Genomic DNA, 21,523 nt, shown 5'->3' with positions numbered 1-21,523 from the left:
CTTAATTAAAAATTGGTTTGTAATGAGAATGATACCGATCGGGCAAATGGGTAGGTCAGTCCACGTTCTCTTTTAACTGTTGATATTCTGAAGATATCACTCATATACATGGATAACTTCAGATGACGTAATCCGATATTCCGCAATGCCACAGGATTAAACCTATAAGAAACACGTGCTGAAGCCAACGAAAGCATATCCTCATCTTCTACAAAGCGCGATGAGGCACGTGTAATAGAGCGATCGGCAATACTTTTGTATGGTTTCACATCACCTTCCTGTGTCCACCGTTGCTCTAGCACACGCTGATCAACATTGTTATACAAGTTGGCATTCTCAACCCTGTCGATTACCGTATTGTTATAAATCTGACCGCCCAAACGGTAATTAAAACTTAAGTTGATACTAAAATTACCAATATCGGTATTGGTACCGAAGAATCCTTCATACTTTGGTTGCGCCTCACCAACCACTACCTGATCGCGTGCATCCCATGTCATGGTTGTATTGCCAAAACGATCTAAAAACACTTCTCTACCCGATACAGGATCGATACCCAAGGAACGAACGGCATAGATGGCATAAATGGATTCGCCTTCGTTAAACTGTAAGACGGGCGCAGTACTAATCATATCGGCCGATTCGCCTTGACGATAAATATTGGCATTGCCCTGATTCTCAACTTCCTTATTCTGATTTTCAGCAGCACTCTTATTATACTCCTTTAAAGCATCTGATATTCTCTGGATCTCATTAACATTATGCCTAACATTGGCAAACAAGTTGACAAATATGCCTTTCTGAGAGTTTTTATATACTGTTCCACTCACATTCAGTTCCACACCTTTGTTCAATACATCGCCCATGTTTGAAGTAAAACTTGAGAAGCCAATGGATGGTGCAATGGTAACCTGAGTCAATAAATCTTTGGTGGTATCGTAGTAGTAGTTCCCCGATAACATTAAACGACTATTGAATAGTGCCAAATCTAAACCAACATTACGCTTCATGGTTGTTTGCCACCTTAAATCCTCATTACCTATGGCTTTTATAAACGCTCCATTATTAAATCGATAGTGACGATCAGTAATGTACTGGTAGGTTGTTAAGGCTTGATAGGCATAGAAATTATCTCCACCTGTTTCCCCCACATTAGCTCTTAAGCGTAATTCATTAACCTTGGCATTATCTCTAAAAAAACTTTCGTTGTGAATATTCCATCCCAATCCGGCAGACCAGAAAGGAGCCGTACGTTGGTTCTTTCCAAATTTAGATGAACCATCGATACGTAAAGAGGCATCTGCCAGAAAACGGTTATCGAAATTATAGTTTAAATTAGAGAATGCACCTGCCAGTCGGCTCGTTTCTTCATATCCTCCAGGAGTTGTGCCTTCTTTAAATTGCGCACCAAAACTAACATGACTCAAACGATCATTAGCAAAACCTTCGGCAGTATAGTCTTCAAAATCGATGGTTTGCTCCTGAATATTACCACCAATCACCGCATTAATGAAATGCTTATCAATCTGTTTGAAATAGCTTAACACCAAATTTCCATCCAATAAAAACATCTCCTGATCGCCAACATAATAGCTGCCACGCAGATTAAAATCCTCCTCAGGAGTATTGATAAAAGCAATAGATTCGGGTGAGCTAAACGTTTCACTTTTATCATTTTGTAACTGAAAAGACATATTACCTTTTAAACGCAGGCCTTCTAGCAGCATCCAATCAATGGAGAAGTTATTGGTGACATTGGTATACTTACTGCCATTTTCATTGGCTAAATAATGGGCATCATATAGTCCAGAATATTGAACAGGTGACAACGGATCTTCATTTGTACGTAAGGTCTGATAAAACCGGCCATTCTCATCCTTCATTCGGTAGTAAGGATTTAACCGTGCATAGTCTGCAAAACTTCCATATGGCGAATCCGGAGCATCAACACGTGTTACTGTCAGATGATTTTTGAAAGTAATATTCTTAAATCGATATGATAACATGCTTCCAAGGGCGTAACGCTTTCGACCAGAGCCTTTCATAACACCTCTCTCATCATTAAAGTTACCTTCCAGGGCATAACGTATGACGTCATCACCGCCCTCTAGAAACAAAGAATGTTTGTGAGAAAAACTGTTTTCAACAGGCTGTGCAATCCAATCGGTATTAACACCTTGTTTTATCGCTTGAAGGTTTTGATTGTAAAGCTGGTCTAAACGCACTTGCTCGGTATAGCTATCTCCGGCGGGTCGACTTGATGTATACAAGCCAGCCAAACGCTCAGCTTCAAGTTTATTAGTTGCATTTAACAAGTTATAATCAGATAAATCTGGTGCAGAAACAGTGCCATCAAAAGTGTAATTCACTCTTAGCTTTCCTTTCTCAGGGGCTTTTGTTTCAATAACCACTACTCCATTGGCTGCTCTTGAACCGTATATAGCTGTTGCACTGGCATCTTTTAATATAGTGACACTGGCAATACGGTTGATGTCTAAATCATATATTTTCTCCAAATTTACTTCAAACCCATCCAATATAAATGTTGGTTGATTTGGATTACTACGTATTTCACTCTCACTTAAACCAGGGAAGCTTGCTTTACCTCTCACTTCAATTTCGGGCATACGGTTAGGGTTCGAACCAAAATCATTATTATCAACAATTTTAAATGAGGGGTCAAAAACCTGAAGTGCCTGAAGTACATTCGTATTACTAACTTCCTGTAATTTATCAGAGCTAATAGTGGTGGCTGCTCCTGTAAAACTCTCCTTGGTTTGATTGTAGTAACCGGTTACCACCACATCACCTAATTCACTCACTTCGGTTATTAGAGTAACATTTATTTGTGAGCGTCCGTCAATAGCAATCGTCTGCTTCTCAAAACCGATGAATGTAAATACCAGGTGAGCATTCTCATCGGGAACAGTAAGTTCATAGCGACCTTCTGAGTCTGAGATGGTACCATTGTTATACTCCAGCACAATAATATTCACTCCCGGCACTGGCTGCCCTTTCTCATCCAATACCTGACCTTTGATAACTAAATCATTTTGCTGAGCTACACTTTTTGATGGTTTTATAATGACCACATCGTCAATCACCTGCCAGGTTAGTCCTGTACCCTGAAGGCATGCTGATAAGACCGATTCAACTGTTTCGCCATTAACCGATAGTGATACCGCTTTGACCTGTGCAATATCTTCTTCATTAAAAATGAAGGTAAACCTACTCTGCGATTTAATGGCTTTAAATACTTCCTTCACTGAAGCATTACTTATATCTAGCTTCAGTTTGGTTTCCTGGCTGTAAGAGTTAGCTGATGCATGCCAGAGAATAACGAACATCATTAAAAGGCTTAGCTTCATAATTCGCCAAATTTGGGGTGTACCCCTCCCATCCGGGTACAGTAATTCCCGATTTTTTTTCATAGATTTGTAATTGAATGATTAAACTTAAGCCATAAGAGTTAATCTCTTAGGCCCAAACAGGAAGTGTTCCAGCACTTCCTGTTTTTAGTTATGCTTATTAACGATTATTTCAGATCCGTTGATCGTGAAGTAGATTTTTTCTGTCACCTCAAGCATCTTCAGAATGTCATTTAAATGCTCATAACGCTTAACATCCACACTAAAATGCAAATCCTTTATAACTTCATCTTGATAAGTAACTGTTACCCCATACCAACGGGCTAATGATCTCATAATATCCTCCAACCTTTCTCCTTCATAAACAAAAAGCCCTTCTTTCCAAGCTATATATTGATTAACATCCACATTTTTAACTTCAATCCAATTATCTGAACTGTTCATTGTTAAAAGCTGGCCAGGTTCCATCAGGCGTTCTGTGCCATTATTCGATTTCCAAAGGACGCTACCTTCCACTAACACGGTTTTATGCAGGTGCTCATCAGGATATGCTTTAACATTGAATTGTGTTCCCAACACTTCAATGCTATTGCTATTGGGCAGTTCAACAACAAACGGACGAGTAGCATCTTTGGCTACCTCAAGGTATACTTCACCTTCAGCTTTAATACTTCGAGTATTTCCCTTAAATGGATGAGCAAATGTCACTGTACTGCCGGCATTCATCCAAACCTTTGTACCATCCGATAACACAAATTGATACTCGGATTTAATGGGCACTTTCACAGTCATTTCAAGCAAAGAGGATACCTCGTTATTGTAATTTATCTGCCCATTACTAATACTGGCGATTAGTTCAGATTTATCTTCCAATACGGTGTTAACAGTATCGCTTAAGGCAATTGAATGATTATCTACTACCAAAACAGCATTTGATGTGCCAGGTTGAATACTTGATTCTGTTAACTGTTGTGGTTGCTCACGCATTGTGTTAAGAAAATAAAGGACGCCACCAATTGAAATCAATAAAACAATAATAGAGGCGACTCTTAACAACGGTTGCATATAGATGCTACTATTTCTATTAAGTTTGTTGGTTATTACGAACTGGTCCCAAGCTTTATTGCTATCAAAGCTATTGTAAACCTTTAGTTCCTCACCCAATAAATTAGGATCACGTATATCTTCAATAAAATTCCTATTGGCTGAATTTATAGTTTTCCACTCCTCCAATTTGGCTTGTGCCTGCGCATCACGGGTCCCTCTTAAATATTTTACAATTAATGCTGATAGCTTAAATACATCCATCCTTTACTCTTTTGCCATATGACAATTAGAAAATAAAATTAGGTGAAACAAGTATTAAGAAAATTCGCTTATAAATGAAAAATGCTTATCAGACTGAATAAATGCCTTAATTCATCTTTTAAAATACTTTTCGCTCTCTTCTTATGTGTCTTTACCGAGTTAACGGTAATATTCAGGCGGTCGGCAATTTCCTGCTCGCGCAGTTGAGTAAGGTAACTTAGCTTAAACACCTCCTGTGCACGCTCGGGTAATTTTTCAATACTTGCCATTATCTCACGCAATACTTCGGCTTTCACTATACGAACAGACTCATCATCATCCCAGGCTATTTCTTGTATTTCATTTGTCTGATATTTCTGCAAATTTTGTTGCGTTCTAATCCGATTGAGACAACGATTACGTACCATGGCATACAAGTAGGCTTGTAATTTAGAAGGCTCTGAAACTTCAGGCATATTATCCCAGACTTGGGTAAAAACGTCCTGTACCACATCTTCTGCAGTATCACTATCAGATAAATAATCGTTGGCAAAAAAGCACAGACTTTTATAAAAATGGTGATATATAACCTTAAATGACCTAAGATCGTGCTTTAAGAGATAACTATTAATGGCATGTATGACGGTATCGCTCTCCAAGTTATTGTTTGATATATTACAGGTGAAACTACTACGAATATGAATTTCAGCGGACTAAAATAGAAACATTTTTTAATTGTTACAAAATGTTAATGATATGAACTTGAAATACTGGTACAAAAAAAGGGAGTCGTATGACTCCCTTTTAATATATACTAGATAAGTAATTATCTGTTTTTAACCATTTCGGCTGCTGAGTAGTTAATCTTCAAGGCAGCTGCTTTACGCAAGGCTTGCTTGATATCAGTAATAACTCCCATTGGACATTCTCTGTCAGCCTTAATTGACACAGTCATTTTTGGCTGATCACTCTCACGCATAGCGTCACGCGATTGAGCAATATAACTTTGAATATCCGGCACAGTTGCAAATTGGTCATTCAACTGAATACGTGGTTCACTTCCGTAAAGAGCCTGAAACTTTTTAGCGGGAACACCTACATAAATAAAAGTCACCAACTCTTTTTTCTCCAATGTAGCGAGTTCTGTTGCTTGTGCAGGTTTAATCTGCACTTTCATATCTACCTCTTTCATAGTTGTTGATACCATGAAGAAGAACAGCAACATGAAAACGATATCTGGTAACGAGGCCGTGTTAATAGCTTGCTGGCCTCCGCTCTTCTTTTTTCTGAACTTTGCCATACTAGTTACCTCCTATGTTTTTAGGTTCTGCCTCGGAAATCTTTTGAGGAAATACTGAGCGAACAGCTTTTTGCTCTTCTTTTTCCAGCTCCTCATAAGTTTTACCAAATTTCCTTTTCGCTAAATCATCTCTTAACTCGTTGTAAGCTCTTTGAAGTTCGTTTTGAACCATCAAATAAGTCTGATATTCAGTATCACGGTCGTTCTGCAGAGAGATTACTCCTTTGGTTACTTCCTGAACACCTAACAGTTCAACTTCTATCTCCTTTTTCTCTGGAAGTTTTTCATCATCCAGTGGATTTAAGATAAACTCTTTAGTTGCTTCTGTCAGGTCCCTTATCTCCATTGGTCTGCCTTCTACCAGCAATTGGTTCTGACTGTTGATAAGCACCGTAAATACGTTACGCTCCTTAATAGGAGGGGTATCTTCTGGTTCTTCTTCTACCGGTGGAGGTAAAAGACGTGCTAATCCGGTGTCAGTATCCATGGTAGTGGTTACCAGGAAGAAGATAAGCAACAAGAAAGCAATATCTGCCATTGACCCTGCATTAACTTCTTGTACTTCTCTTTTTGACATAGACAATTAATTTTATGATCCTTTAACAGGATCGGGCCATTATTTAAACAGACGCGATAATTCTGTATACAGAATAGCAACAATCACTATTCCGAACAATAAATAAGTTCCATATAACATGGTACCAGCCATGGTCAACATGCTTGGAACGTTATCGGCTCCTTGATATCCTATTAGTTGAAGCGGCGTGTCATCAGACATGCTATAGGCCACTAATACAATAACACCCAAGATAGCCATCGAAACTAACGATCGAACAGCATTTCTAGGATTCATAACCAAGTGGAACACTTCAAATAATAGTGATACACCAGCAGCTACATAGATTAACAACTTCGCCCAGTTAAGGAAAGACTCTGTGTAGATTGGTGTGTCATGCGCTACACCATCTGCTTCTGTTAACCATGGGCCGAAAAAGAACATTCCGGCAAATACCAAGGTTATTGCTAACAGCAGGTATAGAACAATATTTAAAATTTTTGAAAGCTTAGTCATAACGACAATTATTTTTTCATGTTATATTTTACCAAAATATCCAGTAGAGAGATTGAAGCATCTTCCATAGTATTTACAATACCATCGATTTTAGAAACGATGTAGTTGTAGAATACCTGAAGGATGATAGCTACGATCAAACCAGATACAGTGGTAATCAACGCTACTTTAATACCACCTGCTACAGCAGTTGCAGAGATAGTACCCATTGCCTGGATGCTGTCGAAAGCATCAATCATACCGATTACAGTACCCATGAAACCAAGCATAGGAGCAAGCGAGATAAACAATGAAATCCAAGTTAATCCTTTTTCTAAAAGACCCATTTGAACTGAACCATAAGAGATAACTGACTTCTCAACTACTTCAATACCTTCATCGAAACGATCAAGACCTTGGTAGAAAATAGAAGCTACAGGACCTCTTGTGTTACGACACACTTCTTTAGCTGCCTCAACACCACCGTCATTCAACGCATTCTCGATGTTTTGTAACAACTTCTTAGTGTTAGTAGAAGCAAGATTCAAGTAAATGATTCTTTCGATACAGATTGCTAAACCGAAAATCAAAGCTAAAAGTACAAAGCTCATAAACATTGCACCACCTTCGATGAATTTGGCTTTAATCTGCTTGTGAATACCCTTAGGAGCCTCAGCCATTTCTTCCTCAACAACTGCTGCGGGTTCTTCACTTGGTGCTGTTTGTTCAGCCACCTGTTCAGTAGCTTCGCCAGCTACATTTTCTTCTTCCTGAGCATAAACGGCATTGGCACCGGCACTCAGCATTCCAATTACTGCTAAAAACGCAAATAGCTTTTTCATAGTCTGCTAAAAATTTTGATTTGTATTAGTATTGTTAATACTCAAAATAGTTTAATGTTGTCCCCTTTTCCCTTATTTATTAAAGATACAAAAAGGTTCAAACCCTTTAATTTTTCAGGGTTGCAAATTACAAAAAAAAAGTCAATTACAAACTCTTAACTGTTAATTTTCGTTATTGGTAGCACAATGATGAGCTTTCGATTAGCAAGCTTAATTTCAAGCGCTGACAAACCTTCAGCATTTTCCCACAAATTACTATCAATTAATGCAAAAGACCTCTTATTAAAACCTATTAATTAAAAAGGGATATTATCTAATTTAGATATGAATTTCTCCCTGAAGCGATCGGTTTAACCCTTTTTTCACTTCCTCAACTGAAGAACAGTTAGCTAACAGGTACATCAACTTAGTCACTGCAGATTCAGTAGTCATATCGTAACCACCTACAACTCCCAGTTCGAGCATATGCACACCGGTTTCATAACGCCACATTTCTACGCTACCTGCAAGGCACTGCGTTACATTTAGGATAATCAACCCCCGCTCTACAGCTTCCTTAATTTCGTTTAAGAACCATTCTGTAGTTGGTGCATTACCAGAACCATAAGTCTCGAGCACTACTGCTTTAATATTTGGGGCATTCAATACGGCCTTAACCACATCCTTATTGATGCCCGGAAATATGCGTAACAAAGCGACATTGGTATCCATTTTTTTAGATACACGGAAGGTGCCGTTAAGCGTGGTATACCGAATATAGGGATAATTATATTTCAGGTGGATGCCCGCTTCGGCTAGCGGCGGATAATTATCGGAACGAAAGGCATTAAAATGCTCCGCATTGTATTTGGTAGTCCTGTTGCCCCTGAAAAGCTTATCCTTAAAATAGATACAGACCTCAGGAACCAGTGCCTGACGGTTTTTTTGTGCGGCAGCAATCTCCAGGGCGGTTATCAGGTTTTCTTTCCCGTCTGTACGAATCGTTCCTAATGGTAATTGACTTCCAGTCAGTACAACTGGCTTTTTGAGATTTTGCAACATAAAACTCAATGCACTGGCTGTGTAAGCCATTGTATCAGTCCCGTGCAATATCACAAAACCATCGTATAACGAATAGTTCTCCTCAATAATACCAACCAGTTTAATCCATACTTCTGGATGCATGTCGGATGAGTCGATGAGCGGCTCAAAAGAAAGACTCTTTACCTGAAAATCGAATCGGCGTAACTCAGGCACGTGCTTTGATATACTTTCAAAATCAAATGGCACCAATGAGTTGGTTTCCGGATCGATCACCATACCAATAGTACCACCTGTATAAATTATCAATATCTTTCTCTCTTCCATACTTATCCGTTTATTTACAAGGCAAACAGCTTTTTTGCATTACTTGTGGTTTGCTGCTTCACCTCATCTGCATTCACATTATAAACACCTGCAATTGTTTCTGCAATTCGCTCCAGGTATACAGGCTCATTTCTTTTACCGCGTTTTGGCACAGGCGCCAGGTAAGGTGCATCAGTTTCAAGCACAACCTTATTCAAAGGCACTCCTTTCAATACCTCACGCAGGTTGGTGTTTTTAAAGGTCACCACACCATTGATGCCCAGCATAAAGCTTTTGTATTCCAGTATCCGTGCAGCCTCGGCTTCATTACCACCAAAACTATGAAAGACTCCAAACAAACTCTCATCCAGTTGTTTTTCGACCACCTCAAACACCTCAGGAAAAGCATCTCTGCAGTGAATCACAATTGGCAAGCCCTTATCCTTTGCCCAGATAATCTGCTGCTCAAAGGCATCCATCTGCTCCACTTTGTAGGTTTTATCCCAGTAAAGATCAATCCCAATCTCGCCGATAGCTATGTAATCGCGTCTATCAATAAAGCTTCTGGCTTGCTTAAGGAGCTGCTTATAATCTGCCCCAATTGACGTTGGGTGTATGCCCATCATGGCCAAACAATAGCCTTCATACATTGCTTCAAGCTGGTGCATGGCTTCAATTGTTTCAATATCCACATTGGGCAATAATATCTTCTCAACACCAGCAACCCGGGCTTTTTCAACTACCTCTTCTCGGTCAGTATCAAAGTCTGACAGGTAAATATGTGAATGTGTATCTATCACGCGCTTCGCATTTCTTTAGCCACAAAAATACCAATGTTTATTGAGTTTCCAGCTGTGAGCAGTATGATTTTAGTACAGATGCATTTTTACAAGAAGGCCGTCCCGGGGAGGAGACGGCCTGTATTTGTTGCATCCAGAAAAATTTAAACAACACCTTGAGCAATCATTGCATCGGCCACTTTCACGAAACCGCCAACGTTAGCTCCTTTGATGTAATTTACTTTACCATTTGGTTCAGTTCCATATTTCACACAAGCTGCATGAATTTCGGTCATGATTTGATCCAAACGCTCGTCTACTTCTTTCTCTGTCCAGTTCAAACGCATGCTGTTTTGCGTCATTTCTAATCCTGAAACGGCTACACCACCAGCGTTAACTGCTTTACCAGGAGCAAACATGATTTTATCAGTAGCTAAGTAGGCTGCTTCTGCAGTACAACCCATGTTTGAAGCTTCAGCAATCATCTGACAGCCATTAGCAATAAGCGTTTTTGCATCCTCTTCATTCAGCTCATTCTGAATTGCACAAGGGATAGCAATATCTACTTTCTGCTCCCATGGCTTCTTACCAGCGAAGAATTCAGAACCTGCGAAACGCTCGGCATAAGGAGAAACGATATCCTGGTTAGAAGCACGTAGCTCTAACATATATTCAATCTTCTCACCTGAGATACCATTAGGATCGTAGATGTATCCATCAGGACCAGAGATAGTGACTACTTTAGCACCATATTCAACAGCTTTAAGAGCAGCACCCCAGGCAACGTTACCGAAACCAGATACAGCTACTGTTTTGCCTTCCATCGTTTCACCTTTAGTAGCTAACATTTCACGAACGAAATAGATAGCTCCGAAACCTGTTGCTTCAGGACGAATCAAACTACCACCGTACTCGCGTCCTTTACCAGTTAACACACCAGTAAATTCGTTACGCAATTTTTTATACTGACCATATAGGTAACCGATTTCACGACCACCAACACCAATGTCACCAGCAGGCACGTCAGTATTAGGTCCAATATGACGGAACAATTCGCTCATGAAAGCCTGACAGAAACGCATAATTTCATTATCAGACTTACCTTTTGGATTGAAGTCAGAACCACCTTTACCACCACCCATAGGTAGGGTAGTTAAGCTGTTTTTGAAAGTCTGCTCAAATCCTAAGAACTTAAGACCGCTCAAAGTTACACTTGGGTGGAAACGCAAACCTCCTTTATAAGGCCCGATAGCTGAGTTAAACTCAACACGGAAACCGCGGTTAACCTGTACTTCACCACTATCGTCAACCCAAGGCACACGGAAGATAATTGTTCTTTCCGGTTCAGTCATGCGCTCAAGTATCTTAGCTTTTTTATAGTGTGGATTTTCCTGGTAGAAATCCCATACGGTTTCTACTACTTCTTGCACTGCTTGCAAAAATTCGTCTTCGCCAGGGTTCTTAACCCTAACGCTATCCATGAATTCCTTCATCTTAGCGTCCATATTGAAAAGGTATTAAATGTTGGATCTTGTTATTTGTAATAATTATGATTCAAAAATAGATATTTTTAGATAACCCCATTATAATTTGTAAGGAATTTTCATTTTTTTTCAAAAACACCCTAATCACTGATTTACTGCTATTTGCAAATTACTTTAACATGTTATTTAGCACTTCATGACATATATCACCTAAACAACAGGCACCAAAGAGTCAAAAATTGTAAGCAAGTGTAATTTGTCATGTTTTTAACACATGCATTATCCCTTTATTTTTGGCCAAAAGTTGGAACTTACTATTTACATATACTACATATATAAAGTATACAAATATATAAAGGCGCCAATACAAGGTCAATGATTATTTCAGGGCTTCAAAAAGTACCTTTGCAGGATGCTCAGCAACAACACCTGTCCCATCTTTAATTTGGTGGCGGCACGATGTCCCTGCGGCAACAATTCCTTCCTGGGCCTTATATTTCCTCACTTCAGGGAAGAGCACCAACTCTCCTATTTTCATCGACAAATCATAATGCTCCTTTTCAAAGCCAAAAGAACCAGCCATACCACAGCAGCCTGATGGTATTTCATTCGCCTTATAATTTAGGGGTATCTCCAGTACTTTTTTAGTGAGTCCAGTATCGGATAAAGACTTTTGATAGCAGTGCGCATGAAACCGGAAGCTTTTTTCATCTTCAACAAACAAGCTTACATCAATACAGCCTTTGTCGAGCTCCTGCGCCAAAAACTCTTCGAAAGTATAAGTATTCTGAGCCAATACCATAGCAGCTTCACGTAAATCCTCATCTACCAATTCAATATACTCATCGCGAAAAGTAAGAATAGCTGATGGCTCCAATCCTATCAACGGCACACGTTCATCAATCAGTCCGGATAACAACCTGACATTTTTATTGGCCAACCTGGCAGCCTCTTTCACCAAACCTTTAGAAAGGTACGTCCGCCCGCTGGCCATGTTTTTTTCCAGTTCCACACTGTACCCTAACTTTTCGAGCAGCATCACAGCACAAATTCCTACATGTGCATCATTATAGTTAGTGAACTCATCGGCAAATAAATACACTTTCCTTGCCTGCTCAACGCTCACACTTCGCTTCTGATGCCATCTTCGTAATGTTGTACCGCATAGTTTTGGCAACCTCCTTTTGGAGCTAATCCCCAAGTGCCTTTCTGAGTAGGCATTTATCCACCCAATACCAGTACCTTTATTATATAGATACGAAAATGGCTGAAGCACCCTGTTTATTGCCGGAAGGTTAGCAATTAGTTTTGAACGGGCAGGTATTCCGAACCGGCTATGATAACTATTCAGGAATTCGGCCTTCAGCTTTGTCATATCCACATTACTCGGACATTCAGTTTTACACGCTTTGCACGACAAGCATAGATCCAAAACACCTTTCACTTCATCGTAGCCCAGTTTGGTGGCTGGAATTTCACCAGCAAAAAATTCACGTAACATATTGGCTCTGGCACGTGTCGTTTGCCGTTCATCTCTTGAGCCCATATAACTTGGACACATGGTACCGCCTATCAAATGACTCTTTCGACAATCACCAGAACCACTGCATTTTTCGGCGGCTCGCACCATACCCAATGTTGAAGACCAGTCAAATACAACACCATCCTCGACCTTGTCATTTGCCTGCTTATATCGCAAGGAGGTATTCATTGGAGGCGTTTCGGTTATTTTACCAAGGTTAAATACATGGCCGGGATCAAATATTTGCTTCACCTGCTTAAACAACTCATAATTCGATTCACCAACCATTATCGGAATAAACTGCCCCCTTAGTCTTCCGTCACCATGCTCTCCACTTAACGAACCCTTGTATTTCTTTACAATGAGCGCTGTATCCTTCGCAATCTGATAGAACAACTCTACATCTTCCTCCCGTTTCATATTCAGTACCGGCCTCAGATGCAGCTCACCTGTACCAATATGTGCATAGTAAACACACTCTTTGCCGTATTTGTGCAGCATCGTTTTAATATCTGCAATAAAAGCGGGCAAATCCTCGGGTCGCACTGCCGTATCTTCAATGACAGGCACAGGACGTTCGTCACCAGGCATATTAGCTAATACTCCCAAACCGGCCTTTCGCAAATCCCACACTTTTTTAATATCACCACCGTATACAACCGGATAAGCATAGCCAAACCCTTTTTCAACCAATTCACTGCTCATATCATCAGCCAATTGCTCCACCTCTGCTTTTATATCCCTTGCAAATTCCACCAATAATAAGGCGGCAGGATCTCCTTCCACAAAAAAGCGATTTTTATTCTGAAGCTTGTTGCCTTTCGTCAGATCCATAATTGCCTTATCCATCAACTCAATGGCTCCAGGGTGATACTTCAAACATATCAGATTAGCTTCCAAGGCTTCCTCTATGGAATTGAGATGCACGCAAACAAGGCCCTTTTCCTTTGGTGGTATTTCTACCAGGTTCAGCTTTATTTCGGTGGTAAACATGAGCGTACCTTCCGAGCCAGCCAATAGCTTACAAAAATTAAAGGCCTCCTTTTCTTCATCAATAGGAAAACTTTCTACGAGATAGTCCAGTGCATAGCCAGTATTTCTTCGTTTAATTTCAGGATGAGGAAACTCTTTTCGAATGTTTTTCCGATTATCGCGATCACTTATTATTTCTCTTACTGAGCGATAAATATCACCTTCGAAGGATTCAAGCCGGCATTTTTGATCAAACTCCCACTTCTGCAGCGCCCTGAAATGGACGTCATCACCATTACTCAAATACCCCTTTAATTCCAGCGTATGATCACGCGTACTACCATATATTAACGAATGAGCACCACATGAGTTATTGCCAACCATCCCGCCAATCATACAACGATTGGATGTGGATGTTTCAGGCCCAAAAAATAAACCAAACTGCTCGAGATATTGATTAAGTTCATCGAGCACAACACCCGGCTCTACTCTTACCCACTTCTCCTGCTCGTTGACTTCTAATATACGATTCAGGTAACGTCCAATATCAACCACCAGGCCCGGGCCTACAACCTGACCTGCTAGAGAAGTGCCTGCCGCTCTGGGAATCAAAGAAATATCATTTCTGGCAGCAAAACGTATGACTTCCTTAATATCGAGTGCATCGCGAGGAATTACAACACCTAAGGGTTTTTCATAGTAGGCTGAAGCATCAGTACTGTAAATAATCTTTGTTGCTTCATCTAAGTCAAGCCTACCCTTTATTTTTCCACGCAAATCTTCAAACGGATATTCACCTTCTTTCATAAACCGGAATTTTACCAGCCATTAAGCACCGCTACCAACGAATATTACAGAAGAGCATAAACAAATTCATTCTCCCTCTGTTTGAGAATAAGTAACAAAAATACTCGAATGACTAAATCAAAATTACAAACACGAGACAATATAGAGAAATTGGTACGTACTTTTTACGCTAAAGTACAAAAGGACGATCTGTTGGGACCTTTTTTCAATCAAACCATAAAAACAGAAGAGGAATGGGAAAAGCACTACATACTCCTGACCGATTTCTGGACATTAAATCTTCTGGACATTAAAGGTTTTGATGGCAACCCAGCTAAAGCACATCATGGAGTGGACAAAGCTTTTAAGCACTCTATCACCACAACTCATTTTGATCGCTGGGTAAAATTATGGAGTGAGACCATCGATAAGCTCTTTGAAGGAGAAATAGCCGACAAAGCAAAAATGAGAGCACAAAACATGGCCAAAGGGATGTATAAGAAGATACTCGATCAGCGACCTGGTGGGTATATCTTACCTGGCAACGCCACCGATCTAAAATTTGGCTGATTAATTGAGTATATTAAGTACTTTAATTATATTACACCAGCTGACTTGCCGACCTACGAACCAACAGCAGCGCATTAATTTAAACAGGGCTTAATCCCCCTGTTATTAAAGTATTGACTTATGTCATAAGGCCGTAAATTCGGCAAACCAAATTTTTATTTAATCTTAATAATTACTTATTTTTGCGCTTCCAATAACCAAAATCTGCTTATTAATGAATTAAAATCTACAATGAACCAATAATATGCTTCATTGTTAGATTGACGAACATGAGTTAATGTAAAATATGGCTGAAGATCAAGATAAAATATTAGAAGAAGTAACTGGTGGGGAATACAAATATGGGTTTTACACCGATATTGAAATGGAAGAATTCCCTAAAGGTTTGAATGAGGATATTATCCGCCTGATTTCGGCAAAAAAGAACGAGCCGGAATTTATGCTGGAGTTTCGCCTGAAGGCTTTTCGTCATTGGCTGACAATGAAGCAGCCCAACTGGGCTCACCTGAACATTCCGCCAATCGATTTTCAGGACATCATCTACTATGCGGTGCCTAAAAAGAAGCCCGAGCTTGAAAGCATGGATGATGTGGACCCTGAATTAAAAGCCACCTTCGACAAGCTGGGTATTCCGCTTGACGAACAAAAAGTACTGGCAGGCGTGGCGGTTGATGCAGTTATCGACAGTGTATCGGTTAAAACAACTTTTAAAGAAACACTGGCTGAGAAAGGCATTATTTTCTGCTCTATCAGTGAGGCAGTGCAGGAATACCCTGACCTGGTAAAAAAATACCTGGGTTCGGTAGTTCCGCATCAGGATAACTATTTCGGTGCACTTAATGCAGCTGTTTTTAGTGACGGTTCTTTTGTTTACATTCCCAAAGGCGTTCGTTGCCCAATGGAATTGTCAACCTATTTCCGCATCAATGCGATGAATACGGGACAGTTTGAGCGTACGCTTATTGTTGCAGACGACGACAGTTACGTAAGCTATCTGGAAGGATGTACAGCGCCTATGCGAGATGAGAACCAGCTTCATGCAGCTATTGTAGAAATAGTAGCGATGGAGCGTGCCGAAGTGAAATACTCAACTGTACAAAACTGGTACCCGGGAGATAAAGAAGGTATAGGAGGCATTTACAACTTTGTAACTAAACGGGGAATTTGCAAAGGTGATTATTCAAAAATCTCCTGGACACAAGTTGAAACTGGTTCGGCCATCACCTGGAAATACCCAAGCTGTGTATTACAGGGCGATCACTCGGTTGGTGAGTTTTACAGTGTGGCTGTGACCAACAACTATCAGCAGGCTGACACAGGCACCAAGATGATTCACCTGGGTAAAAACACCCGCAGTTTGATTGTATCAAAAGGGGTGTCTGCAGGTAAGAGTCAGAACAGCTATCGCGGCTTGGTCAAAGTCTCCAAAAAAGCGGAGAATGCCCGCAACTTCAGCCAATGTGATTCATTACTATTGGGCGACAAGTGTGGTGCACACACGTTCCCTTATCTTGAAATTGCCAATAACACTGCCAAAGTAGAGCACGAAGCCACCACTTCCAAAATTGGTGAAGATCAGATCTTTTATTGTAACCAACGTGGCCTAAGCACCGAAGATGCCGTTGGACTAATCGTGAATGGTTACGTAAAAGAAGTGATCAACCAGTTACCAATGGAATTTGCTGTTGAAGCGCAAAAACTTTTACAAATCAGTCTGGAAGGAAGTGTGGGTTAAGCCACCAATAATTAACACATTTTAGAAACAATATTAGTAGCAACATATGTTAGTCATTAAAGATTTACACGCCAAAATAGATGACAAGGAAATATTAAGAGGTATTAACCTTGAAATTAAACCAGGAGAAGTTCACGCTATCATGGGCCCCAATGGTTCAGGTAAGAGTACACTTTCTTCGGTATTGGCCGGTAACGAAAAATTTGAAGTCAACGAAGGCAGCGTTAGTTTCAACGGCAAAGATTTATTGGACTTGGCTCCGGAAGACCGCGCACGCGAAGGCCTGTTTTTAAGTTTCCAGTACCCGGTTGAGATACCAGGCGTGAGCATGGTTAACTTTATGCGTACAGCTGTCAACGAACATCGCAAGTACCGCGAAGAAGAACCTTATTCGGCCAGCGAATTTTTAAAGCTGATGCGCGAAAAGAAGAAGCTGGTTGAAATTGACTCCAACCTGACCAACCGCTCGGTTAACGAAGGATTCTCGGGTGGTGAAAAGAAGAAAAATGAGATTTTCCAGATGGCTATGCTTGAACCTAAACTAGCTATTTTGGATGAGACCGATTCCGGTTTGGATATTGATGCCTTGCGGGTTGTTGCTAACGGCGTCAATAAGCTCAAGTCACCAGAAAGGTCAACCATCGTGATTACACACTACCAGCGTCTGCTGGACCACATTGTCCCTGACTATGTGCATGTGCTTTACAAAGGACGAATTGTAAAGTCGGCCGGCAAGGAACTGGCATTGGAGTTAGAAGAAAAAGGCTACGATTGGATTAAAAAAGAGTTTGAGGATTAATACCATTTATAAATTCCGGTTAATATCCTTTACTCACTACAAAAAGATGCATTATGAATAAAACTTGCCGAATCGTTAATCTGCAAGAAGAATATAGCCAGCTTTATCAGGAGCATCGCTCTATGATTGAAGATGGCGCGCCTGAAAAAATGAATGCATTACGGGCTAAAGCCTTTGAAACATTCATTGAGAAAGGCATTCCTTCAAATAAGGTTGAGGCTTATAAGTATACCAATCTGCAACCATACTTTAAAGGCACGCTTGATATTGCCTTCTCAAAAGAGGCTGCACTAAATGGCTCTTCCGATAAGTTTCACTGCAGCGTTCCAGAACTGGATACACACAACGTTTTTCTTATCAATGGTTGGTTTGCTCATCTGGAGGATGCTCACCAGCTTCCTGAAGGAGTAGTTGTGGGCAGTATACGAGAAAAAGCCCTTGAGCACCCTGAGGTATTTGAAAAGTATTACGGGCAAAACCTTGGCGATGACAATGACGCCATGGCTGCCATGAATACAGCCTTTGCTCAGGATGGTGCGTTTGTATACGTCCCCAAAGGTGTGGTAGTTAACAAGCCCATTCAGCTGGTTAATATCATGACTGGCGAAAACGACCGCTTGGTATTTCAGCGCAACCTCATTGTGGTGGAAGATAATGCACAACTAAAAGTGATGCTGTGCGACCATACCATCTCACCACAAAAGTTTGTCATAAACAACCTGACAGAGGTATTTGCCAACGAGAATAGTGTATTTGATGTTTATAACATACAAAATCAGCACAACCTGACTACTCAGGTGTCTGGCATGTATGTGCATCAGAAAAAATACTCCAACATCCTGACAAATAATCTCACGCTTCATTCCGGCGTTACACGAAACAACATACGCGTAACCATGGATGATGAAAATTGTGAGAGCCACGTCTATGGCTTGTACCTGAGCGATAAAAACCAGCATGTTGATAACTATTCATTCATTGACCACGCAAAGCCTCATTGCCAGAGTTTTGAGCTTTTCAAAGGCGTAATGGATGATTCTGCGTCTGCAGCTTTCACGGGTCGTGTTTTAGTACGTCCTGATGCTCAGCAAACCAATGCCTACCAGAGCAATAACAACCTGCTACTGACGCAAAATGCGAAAATCAACAGTAAGCCCCAGCTGGAAATATATGCTGATGATGTAAAGTGTAGCCACGGTGCCACTGTTGGTCAGCTGGATGATGATGCGATGTTTTATTTAAAAGCTCGTGGTATTAATGAGAATGAAGGACGAATTCTGCTGATGTTTGCATTTGCCTACGAGGTGATTGAAAAAATAAGAGTGGAGCCTTTAAAAGAAAATATTCGCAGCCTGGTTGAAAAACGATTCAGAGGCGAATTTGACAAATGCGACTCATGCGTTGTATGCGGCCATCAAGGTGCCAGTGTGAGCTGCTTATAAAGAAATATTGGCTTAAGAATAGGATTCTTAGATATAACCTAAATCACAAAGACACAAAGATCACCTGGAATAAAATGTATTCTGTGTGCGCTTCGTGTCTTTGTGGTTATCAATAATAACTTCATCAAATGGCTATTAATATTGAGCAAATAAGAGCTGACTTCCCAATATTACAGGAAACTGTGTATGGAAAACCATTGGTATACCTGGATAATGCTGCCACCACTCACAAACCACAACAGGTGATTGACGCTGTTTCAGAAGTATACCTGAAATACAATAGCAATATCCACCGCGGAGTGCATCATTTAAGCAATGTATGCACACAAGCACACGAAGAAGCTCGTATTAAAGTACAACAGTTTATCAATGCTCAGCACTCACACGAAGTTATTTTCACAAGAGGAACCACCGAATCCATCAACCTGCTGGCATCGTCATTTGCCGACACCTTTTTAAATGCCGGCGATGAGATCCTGGTGTCCCAACTAGAGCATCATTCCAATATTGTTCCCTGGCAATTACTGGAAAAGAAAAAGGGGGTTGTACTAAAATACATCCCTATTAACCAGGCTGGCGAATTAATTCTTGATAATCTCGATGAGCTCATTAATAATAAAACGAAACTGGTAGCAGTTGCTCATATCTCCAATGCACTTGGCACGGTTAATCCAATAAAAACCATAATTAACCACGCACACAACAAAAACATCCCTGTGATGATTGATGGTGCGCAGGCTGTTCAACATGTCAAAGTAGATGTGCAGGAGCTGGACTGCGATTTTTACGTATTCAGCGGTCATAAATTATATGCACCAACCGGCATTGGTATTCTGTATGGCAAAGAGGAATGGCTGAATAAGCTCGAACCTTATCATGGAGGTGGTGAAATGATTAAAACGGTCTCATTTGAAGGTACAACCTTTAATGAACTCCCATTTAAATTTGAAGCAGGAACGCCTGACTTTAGTGGTTCAGTTGGTTTAGGCGCCGCTATTGACTATGTCAATAACATTGGTATTGATGCCATCGCGCAATATGAACACGAATTACTAAACTATGCTACTCAACGGCTATCGACCATACCGAACATCCGCTTCTTTGGAACGGCAGCTGAAAAAGCAAGTGTCATATCATTCCTTATTGGAGAAATTCATCCCTTCGACATTGGCACCATGCTCGATAAAATGGGTATTGCAATTCGCACCGGTCATCACTGTGCACAGCCACTAATGCAGTACTACAATATACCAGGCACCTTACGTGCATCATTTGCCATTTATAACACCAAAGAAGAAATAGATAAATTGACTGAAGCGACTGAACGTGTAGCTCAGCTTTTTGGTTGATTCGGTTTTAATTATCAATTTTGCCACACGAATAATTACAACGAACAAACAAAATGACTATAAACGAAATACAAGAGGAAATTATTGAGGAGTTTGCTGCCTTCGACGAGTGGATGGATAAATACTCATACCTGATTGAAATTGGTAACGATTTGGAGGGCTTCAAGGATGAATGGCGCCTTGAACAGAATCTGATTGAAGGCTGTCAGTCAAAAGTGTGGGTACATGCCGAATTACAGGATGATAAGATCATTTACTCGGCCGATAGTGATGCAATCATCACCAAAGGCATCATTGCATTGCTAATACGCGTACTGTCAGGCAGAACTCCGGATGAGATTCTTAATTCAGAACTTAATTTTGTGGAAGAAATTGGCCTGAAAGATCATTTGTCACCTACCCGCTCAAATGGCTTACTGGCCATGATGAAACAAATGCGTCTGTACGCTGTTGCTTTTAAAGCAAAGCTGGGTTAAACAAAACGGCGTCTGCAAGCAGATGTCCGACAAATAAAATATAAGCATTATGCAGGTAGCTATTAGCTAATCGCTGACGGCTGGCAGCTAAAAATAAAAATATGGCAAACGAGTTTTTACAATTGGAAGGAGAAATTATCAAGGTCATCAAAACCATTTTTGACCCTGAAATTCCTGTTAATATCTACGACTTAGGGTTGATTTATGAAATTGATGTTGATGAAAAGGGGAAGGCGCGTGTTGTAATGACTTTAACTTCGCCAAACTGTCCAGTAGCCGAATCGCTTCCTGAAGAAGTACATGAGAAAGTAGCAGCGATTGATGGTATCACCAGCGTTGATCTGAACCTGACCTTTGATCCGCCCTGGACCAAAGACATGCTGTCTGAGGAAGCACTGTTAGAGCTTGGACTTTTATAAAAAAACAATCAATCAC

General features: G+C 40.5%; 18 protein-coding genes. 7 read left to right on the top strand and 11 right to left on the bottom strand.

The window, feature by feature from the left end; all coding sequences use genetic code 11:
- Nucleotides 1-5: 5 nt before the first annotated feature.
- The 11 genes from KEM09_RS03480 to KEM09_RS03430 all read right to left on the bottom strand — a co-directional run bounded on the left by KEM09_RS03480 (nt 6) and on the right by KEM09_RS03430 (nt 14,738).
- Complete coding sequence (locus tag KEM09_RS03480) at nt 6-3,431, bottom strand: SusC/RagA family TonB-linked outer membrane protein (protein WP_212225578.1); 3,426 nt, start codon at nt 3,429-3,431, stop codon at nt 6-8.
- Between the two features lie 84 nt (nt 3,432-3,515).
- A complete protein-coding gene (locus KEM09_RS03475; RefSeq protein ID WP_212225569.1) occupies nt 3,516-4,676 on the bottom strand; it encodes a FecR family protein in 1,161 nt (386 codons plus the stop codon).
- Between the two features lie 68 nt (nt 4,677-4,744).
- Nucleotides 4,745-5,314 (bottom strand): RNA polymerase sigma-70 factor, encoded by a 570-nt coding sequence (locus KEM09_RS03470; RefSeq protein ID WP_212225567.1) that lies wholly within the window; start codon nt 5,312-5,314, stop codon nt 4,745-4,747.
- 167 nt (nt 5,315-5,481) lie between these two features.
- Nucleotides 5,482-5,955: an ExbD/TolR family protein gene (locus KEM09_RS03465; protein ID WP_212188193.1), complete on the bottom strand. Its 474-nt coding sequence runs from the start codon at nt 5,953-5,955 to the stop codon at nt 5,482-5,484.
- 1 nt (nt 5,956) lies between these two features.
- Nucleotides 5,957-6,532, bottom strand: a complete 576-nt coding sequence (locus KEM09_RS03460) for an ExbD/TolR family protein (RefSeq protein WP_212225565.1) — start codon at nt 6,530-6,532, stop codon at nt 5,957-5,959.
- Nucleotides 6,533-6,571: 39 nt separating this feature from the next.
- A complete protein-coding gene (locus KEM09_RS03455; protein ID WP_212225563.1) occupies nt 6,572-7,027 on the bottom strand; it encodes a hypothetical protein in 456 nt (151 codons plus the stop codon).
- 8 nt (nt 7,028-7,035) lie between these two features.
- A complete protein-coding gene (locus KEM09_RS03450; RefSeq protein WP_212225561.1) occupies nt 7,036-7,848 on the bottom strand; it encodes a MotA/TolQ/ExbB proton channel family protein in 813 nt (270 codons plus the stop codon).
- A 318-nt stretch (nt 7,849-8,166) separates the two neighbouring features.
- Complete coding sequence (locus tag KEM09_RS03445) at nt 8,167-9,195, bottom strand: asparaginase (RefSeq protein WP_212225559.1); 1,029 nt, start codon at nt 9,193-9,195, stop codon at nt 8,167-8,169.
- Nucleotides 9,196-9,209: 14 nt separating this feature from the next.
- The gene (locus KEM09_RS03440) at nt 9,210-9,974 is read right to left on the bottom strand and encodes a TatD family hydrolase (protein ID WP_212225557.1); all 765 of its coding nucleotides are present in this window, start codon (nt 9,972-9,974) and stop codon (nt 9,210-9,212) included.
- Nucleotides 9,975-10,117: 143 nt separating this feature from the next.
- Nucleotides 10,118-11,458: an NADP-specific glutamate dehydrogenase gene (gene gdhA / locus KEM09_RS03435; protein ID WP_212225555.1), complete on the bottom strand. Its 1,341-nt coding sequence runs from the start codon at nt 11,456-11,458 to the stop codon at nt 10,118-10,120.
- Between the two features lie 358 nt (nt 11,459-11,816).
- Nucleotides 11,817-14,738, bottom strand: coding sequence for an FAD-binding and (Fe-S)-binding domain-containing protein (locus tag KEM09_RS03430; RefSeq protein ID WP_212225553.1), 2,922 nt, complete (start codon nt 14,736-14,738; stop codon nt 11,817-11,819).
- A 108-nt stretch (nt 14,739-14,846) separates the two neighbouring features.
- Here KEM09_RS03430 and KEM09_RS03425 point away from each other — a divergent pair, with 108 nt between their 5' ends.
- The 7 genes from KEM09_RS03425 to KEM09_RS03395 all read left to right on the top strand — a co-directional run bounded on the left by KEM09_RS03425 (nt 14,847) and on the right by KEM09_RS03395 (nt 21,507).
- On the top strand, nt 14,847-15,287 hold the full coding sequence (locus KEM09_RS03425) for a group III truncated hemoglobin (RefSeq protein ID WP_212225546.1): 441 nt from the start codon (nt 14,847-14,849) through the stop codon (nt 15,285-15,287).
- 286 nt (nt 15,288-15,573) lie between these two features.
- Entirely contained in the window at nt 15,574-17,022 is a 1,449-nt protein-coding gene (gene sufB, locus KEM09_RS03420; RefSeq protein ID WP_212225544.1) for a Fe-S cluster assembly protein SufB, read from the top strand.
- Between the two features lie 46 nt (nt 17,023-17,068).
- Nucleotides 17,069-17,821 (top strand): Fe-S cluster assembly ATPase SufC, encoded by a 753-nt coding sequence (gene sufC, locus KEM09_RS03415; protein WP_212188203.1) that lies wholly within the window; start codon nt 17,069-17,071, stop codon nt 17,819-17,821.
- Between the two features lie 53 nt (nt 17,822-17,874).
- Complete coding sequence (sufD, locus tag KEM09_RS03410) at nt 17,875-19,263, top strand: Fe-S cluster assembly protein SufD (RefSeq protein ID WP_212225542.1); 1,389 nt, start codon at nt 17,875-17,877, stop codon at nt 19,261-19,263.
- Between the two features lie 128 nt (nt 19,264-19,391).
- Entirely contained in the window at nt 19,392-20,612 is a 1,221-nt protein-coding gene (locus tag KEM09_RS03405) for an aminotransferase class V-fold PLP-dependent enzyme (protein WP_244824802.1), read from the top strand.
- 53 nt (nt 20,613-20,665) lie between these two features.
- Entirely contained in the window at nt 20,666-21,088 is a 423-nt protein-coding gene (locus tag KEM09_RS03400) for a SufE family protein (RefSeq protein WP_212188205.1), read from the top strand.
- 101 nt (nt 21,089-21,189) lie between these two features.
- Complete coding sequence (locus tag KEM09_RS03395) at nt 21,190-21,507, top strand: iron-sulfur cluster assembly protein (protein WP_212225540.1); 318 nt, start codon at nt 21,190-21,192, stop codon at nt 21,505-21,507.
- The last annotated feature ends 16 nt before the right edge of the window (nt 21,508-21,523 follow it).

The sequence above is a fragment of the Carboxylicivirga mesophila genome (genome assembly GCF_018271975.1).
Lineage (GTDB): Bacteria > Bacteroidota > Bacteroidia > Bacteroidales > Marinilabiliaceae > Carboxylicivirga > Carboxylicivirga mesophila.
This window is presented reverse-complemented; position numbering and strand designations above follow the sequence as displayed.

Coding starts and splice junctions, on each gene's coding strand:
- KEM09_RS03395 (WP_212225540.1), top strand. CDS start 21,190: ATGGCAAACGAGTTTTTACAATTGGAAGGAGAAATTATCAAGGTCATC.
- KEM09_RS03450 (WP_212225561.1), bottom strand. CDS start 7,848: ATGAAAAAGCTATTTGCGTTTTTAGCAGTAATTGGAATGCTGAGTGCC.
- KEM09_RS03455 (WP_212225563.1), bottom strand. CDS start 7,027: ATGACTAAGCTTTCAAAAATTTTAAATATTGTTCTATACCTGCTGTTA.
- KEM09_RS03480 (WP_212225578.1), bottom strand. CDS start 3,431: ATGAAAAAAAATCGGGAATTACTGTACCCGGATGGGAGGGGTACACCC.
- KEM09_RS03445 (WP_212225559.1), bottom strand. CDS start 9,195: ATGGAAGAGAGAAAGATATTGATAATTTATACAGGTGGTACTATTGGT.
- KEM09_RS03405 (WP_244824802.1), top strand. CDS start 19,392: ATGGCTATTAATATTGAGCAAATAAGAGCTGACTTCCCAATATTACAG.
- sufD (WP_212225542.1), top strand. CDS start 17,875: ATGAATAAAACTTGCCGAATCGTTAATCTGCAAGAAGAATATAGCCAG.
- sufB (WP_212225544.1), top strand. CDS start 15,574: ATGGCTGAAGATCAAGATAAAATATTAGAAGAAGTAACTGGTGGGGAA.
- KEM09_RS03430 (WP_212225553.1), bottom strand. CDS start 14,738: ATGAAAGAAGGTGAATATCCGTTTGAAGATTTGCGTGGAAAAATAAAG.
- KEM09_RS03465 (WP_212188193.1), bottom strand. CDS start 5,955: ATGGCAAAGTTCAGAAAAAAGAAGAGCGGAGGCCAGCAAGCTATTAAC.
- sufC (WP_212188203.1), top strand. CDS start 17,069: ATGTTAGTCATTAAAGATTTACACGCCAAAATAGATGACAAGGAAATA.
- KEM09_RS03475 (WP_212225569.1), bottom strand. CDS start 4,676: ATGGATGTATTTAAGCTATCAGCATTAATTGTAAAATATTTAAGAGGG.
- KEM09_RS03425 (WP_212225546.1), top strand. CDS start 14,847: ATGACTAAATCAAAATTACAAACACGAGACAATATAGAGAAATTGGTA.
- gdhA (WP_212225555.1), bottom strand. CDS start 11,458: ATGGACGCTAAGATGAAGGAATTCATGGATAGCGTTAGGGTTAAGAAC.
- KEM09_RS03460 (WP_212225565.1), bottom strand. CDS start 6,532: ATGTCAAAAAGAGAAGTACAAGAAGTTAATGCAGGGTCAATGGCAGAT.
- KEM09_RS03400 (WP_212188205.1), top strand. CDS start 20,666: ATGACTATAAACGAAATACAAGAGGAAATTATTGAGGAGTTTGCTGCC.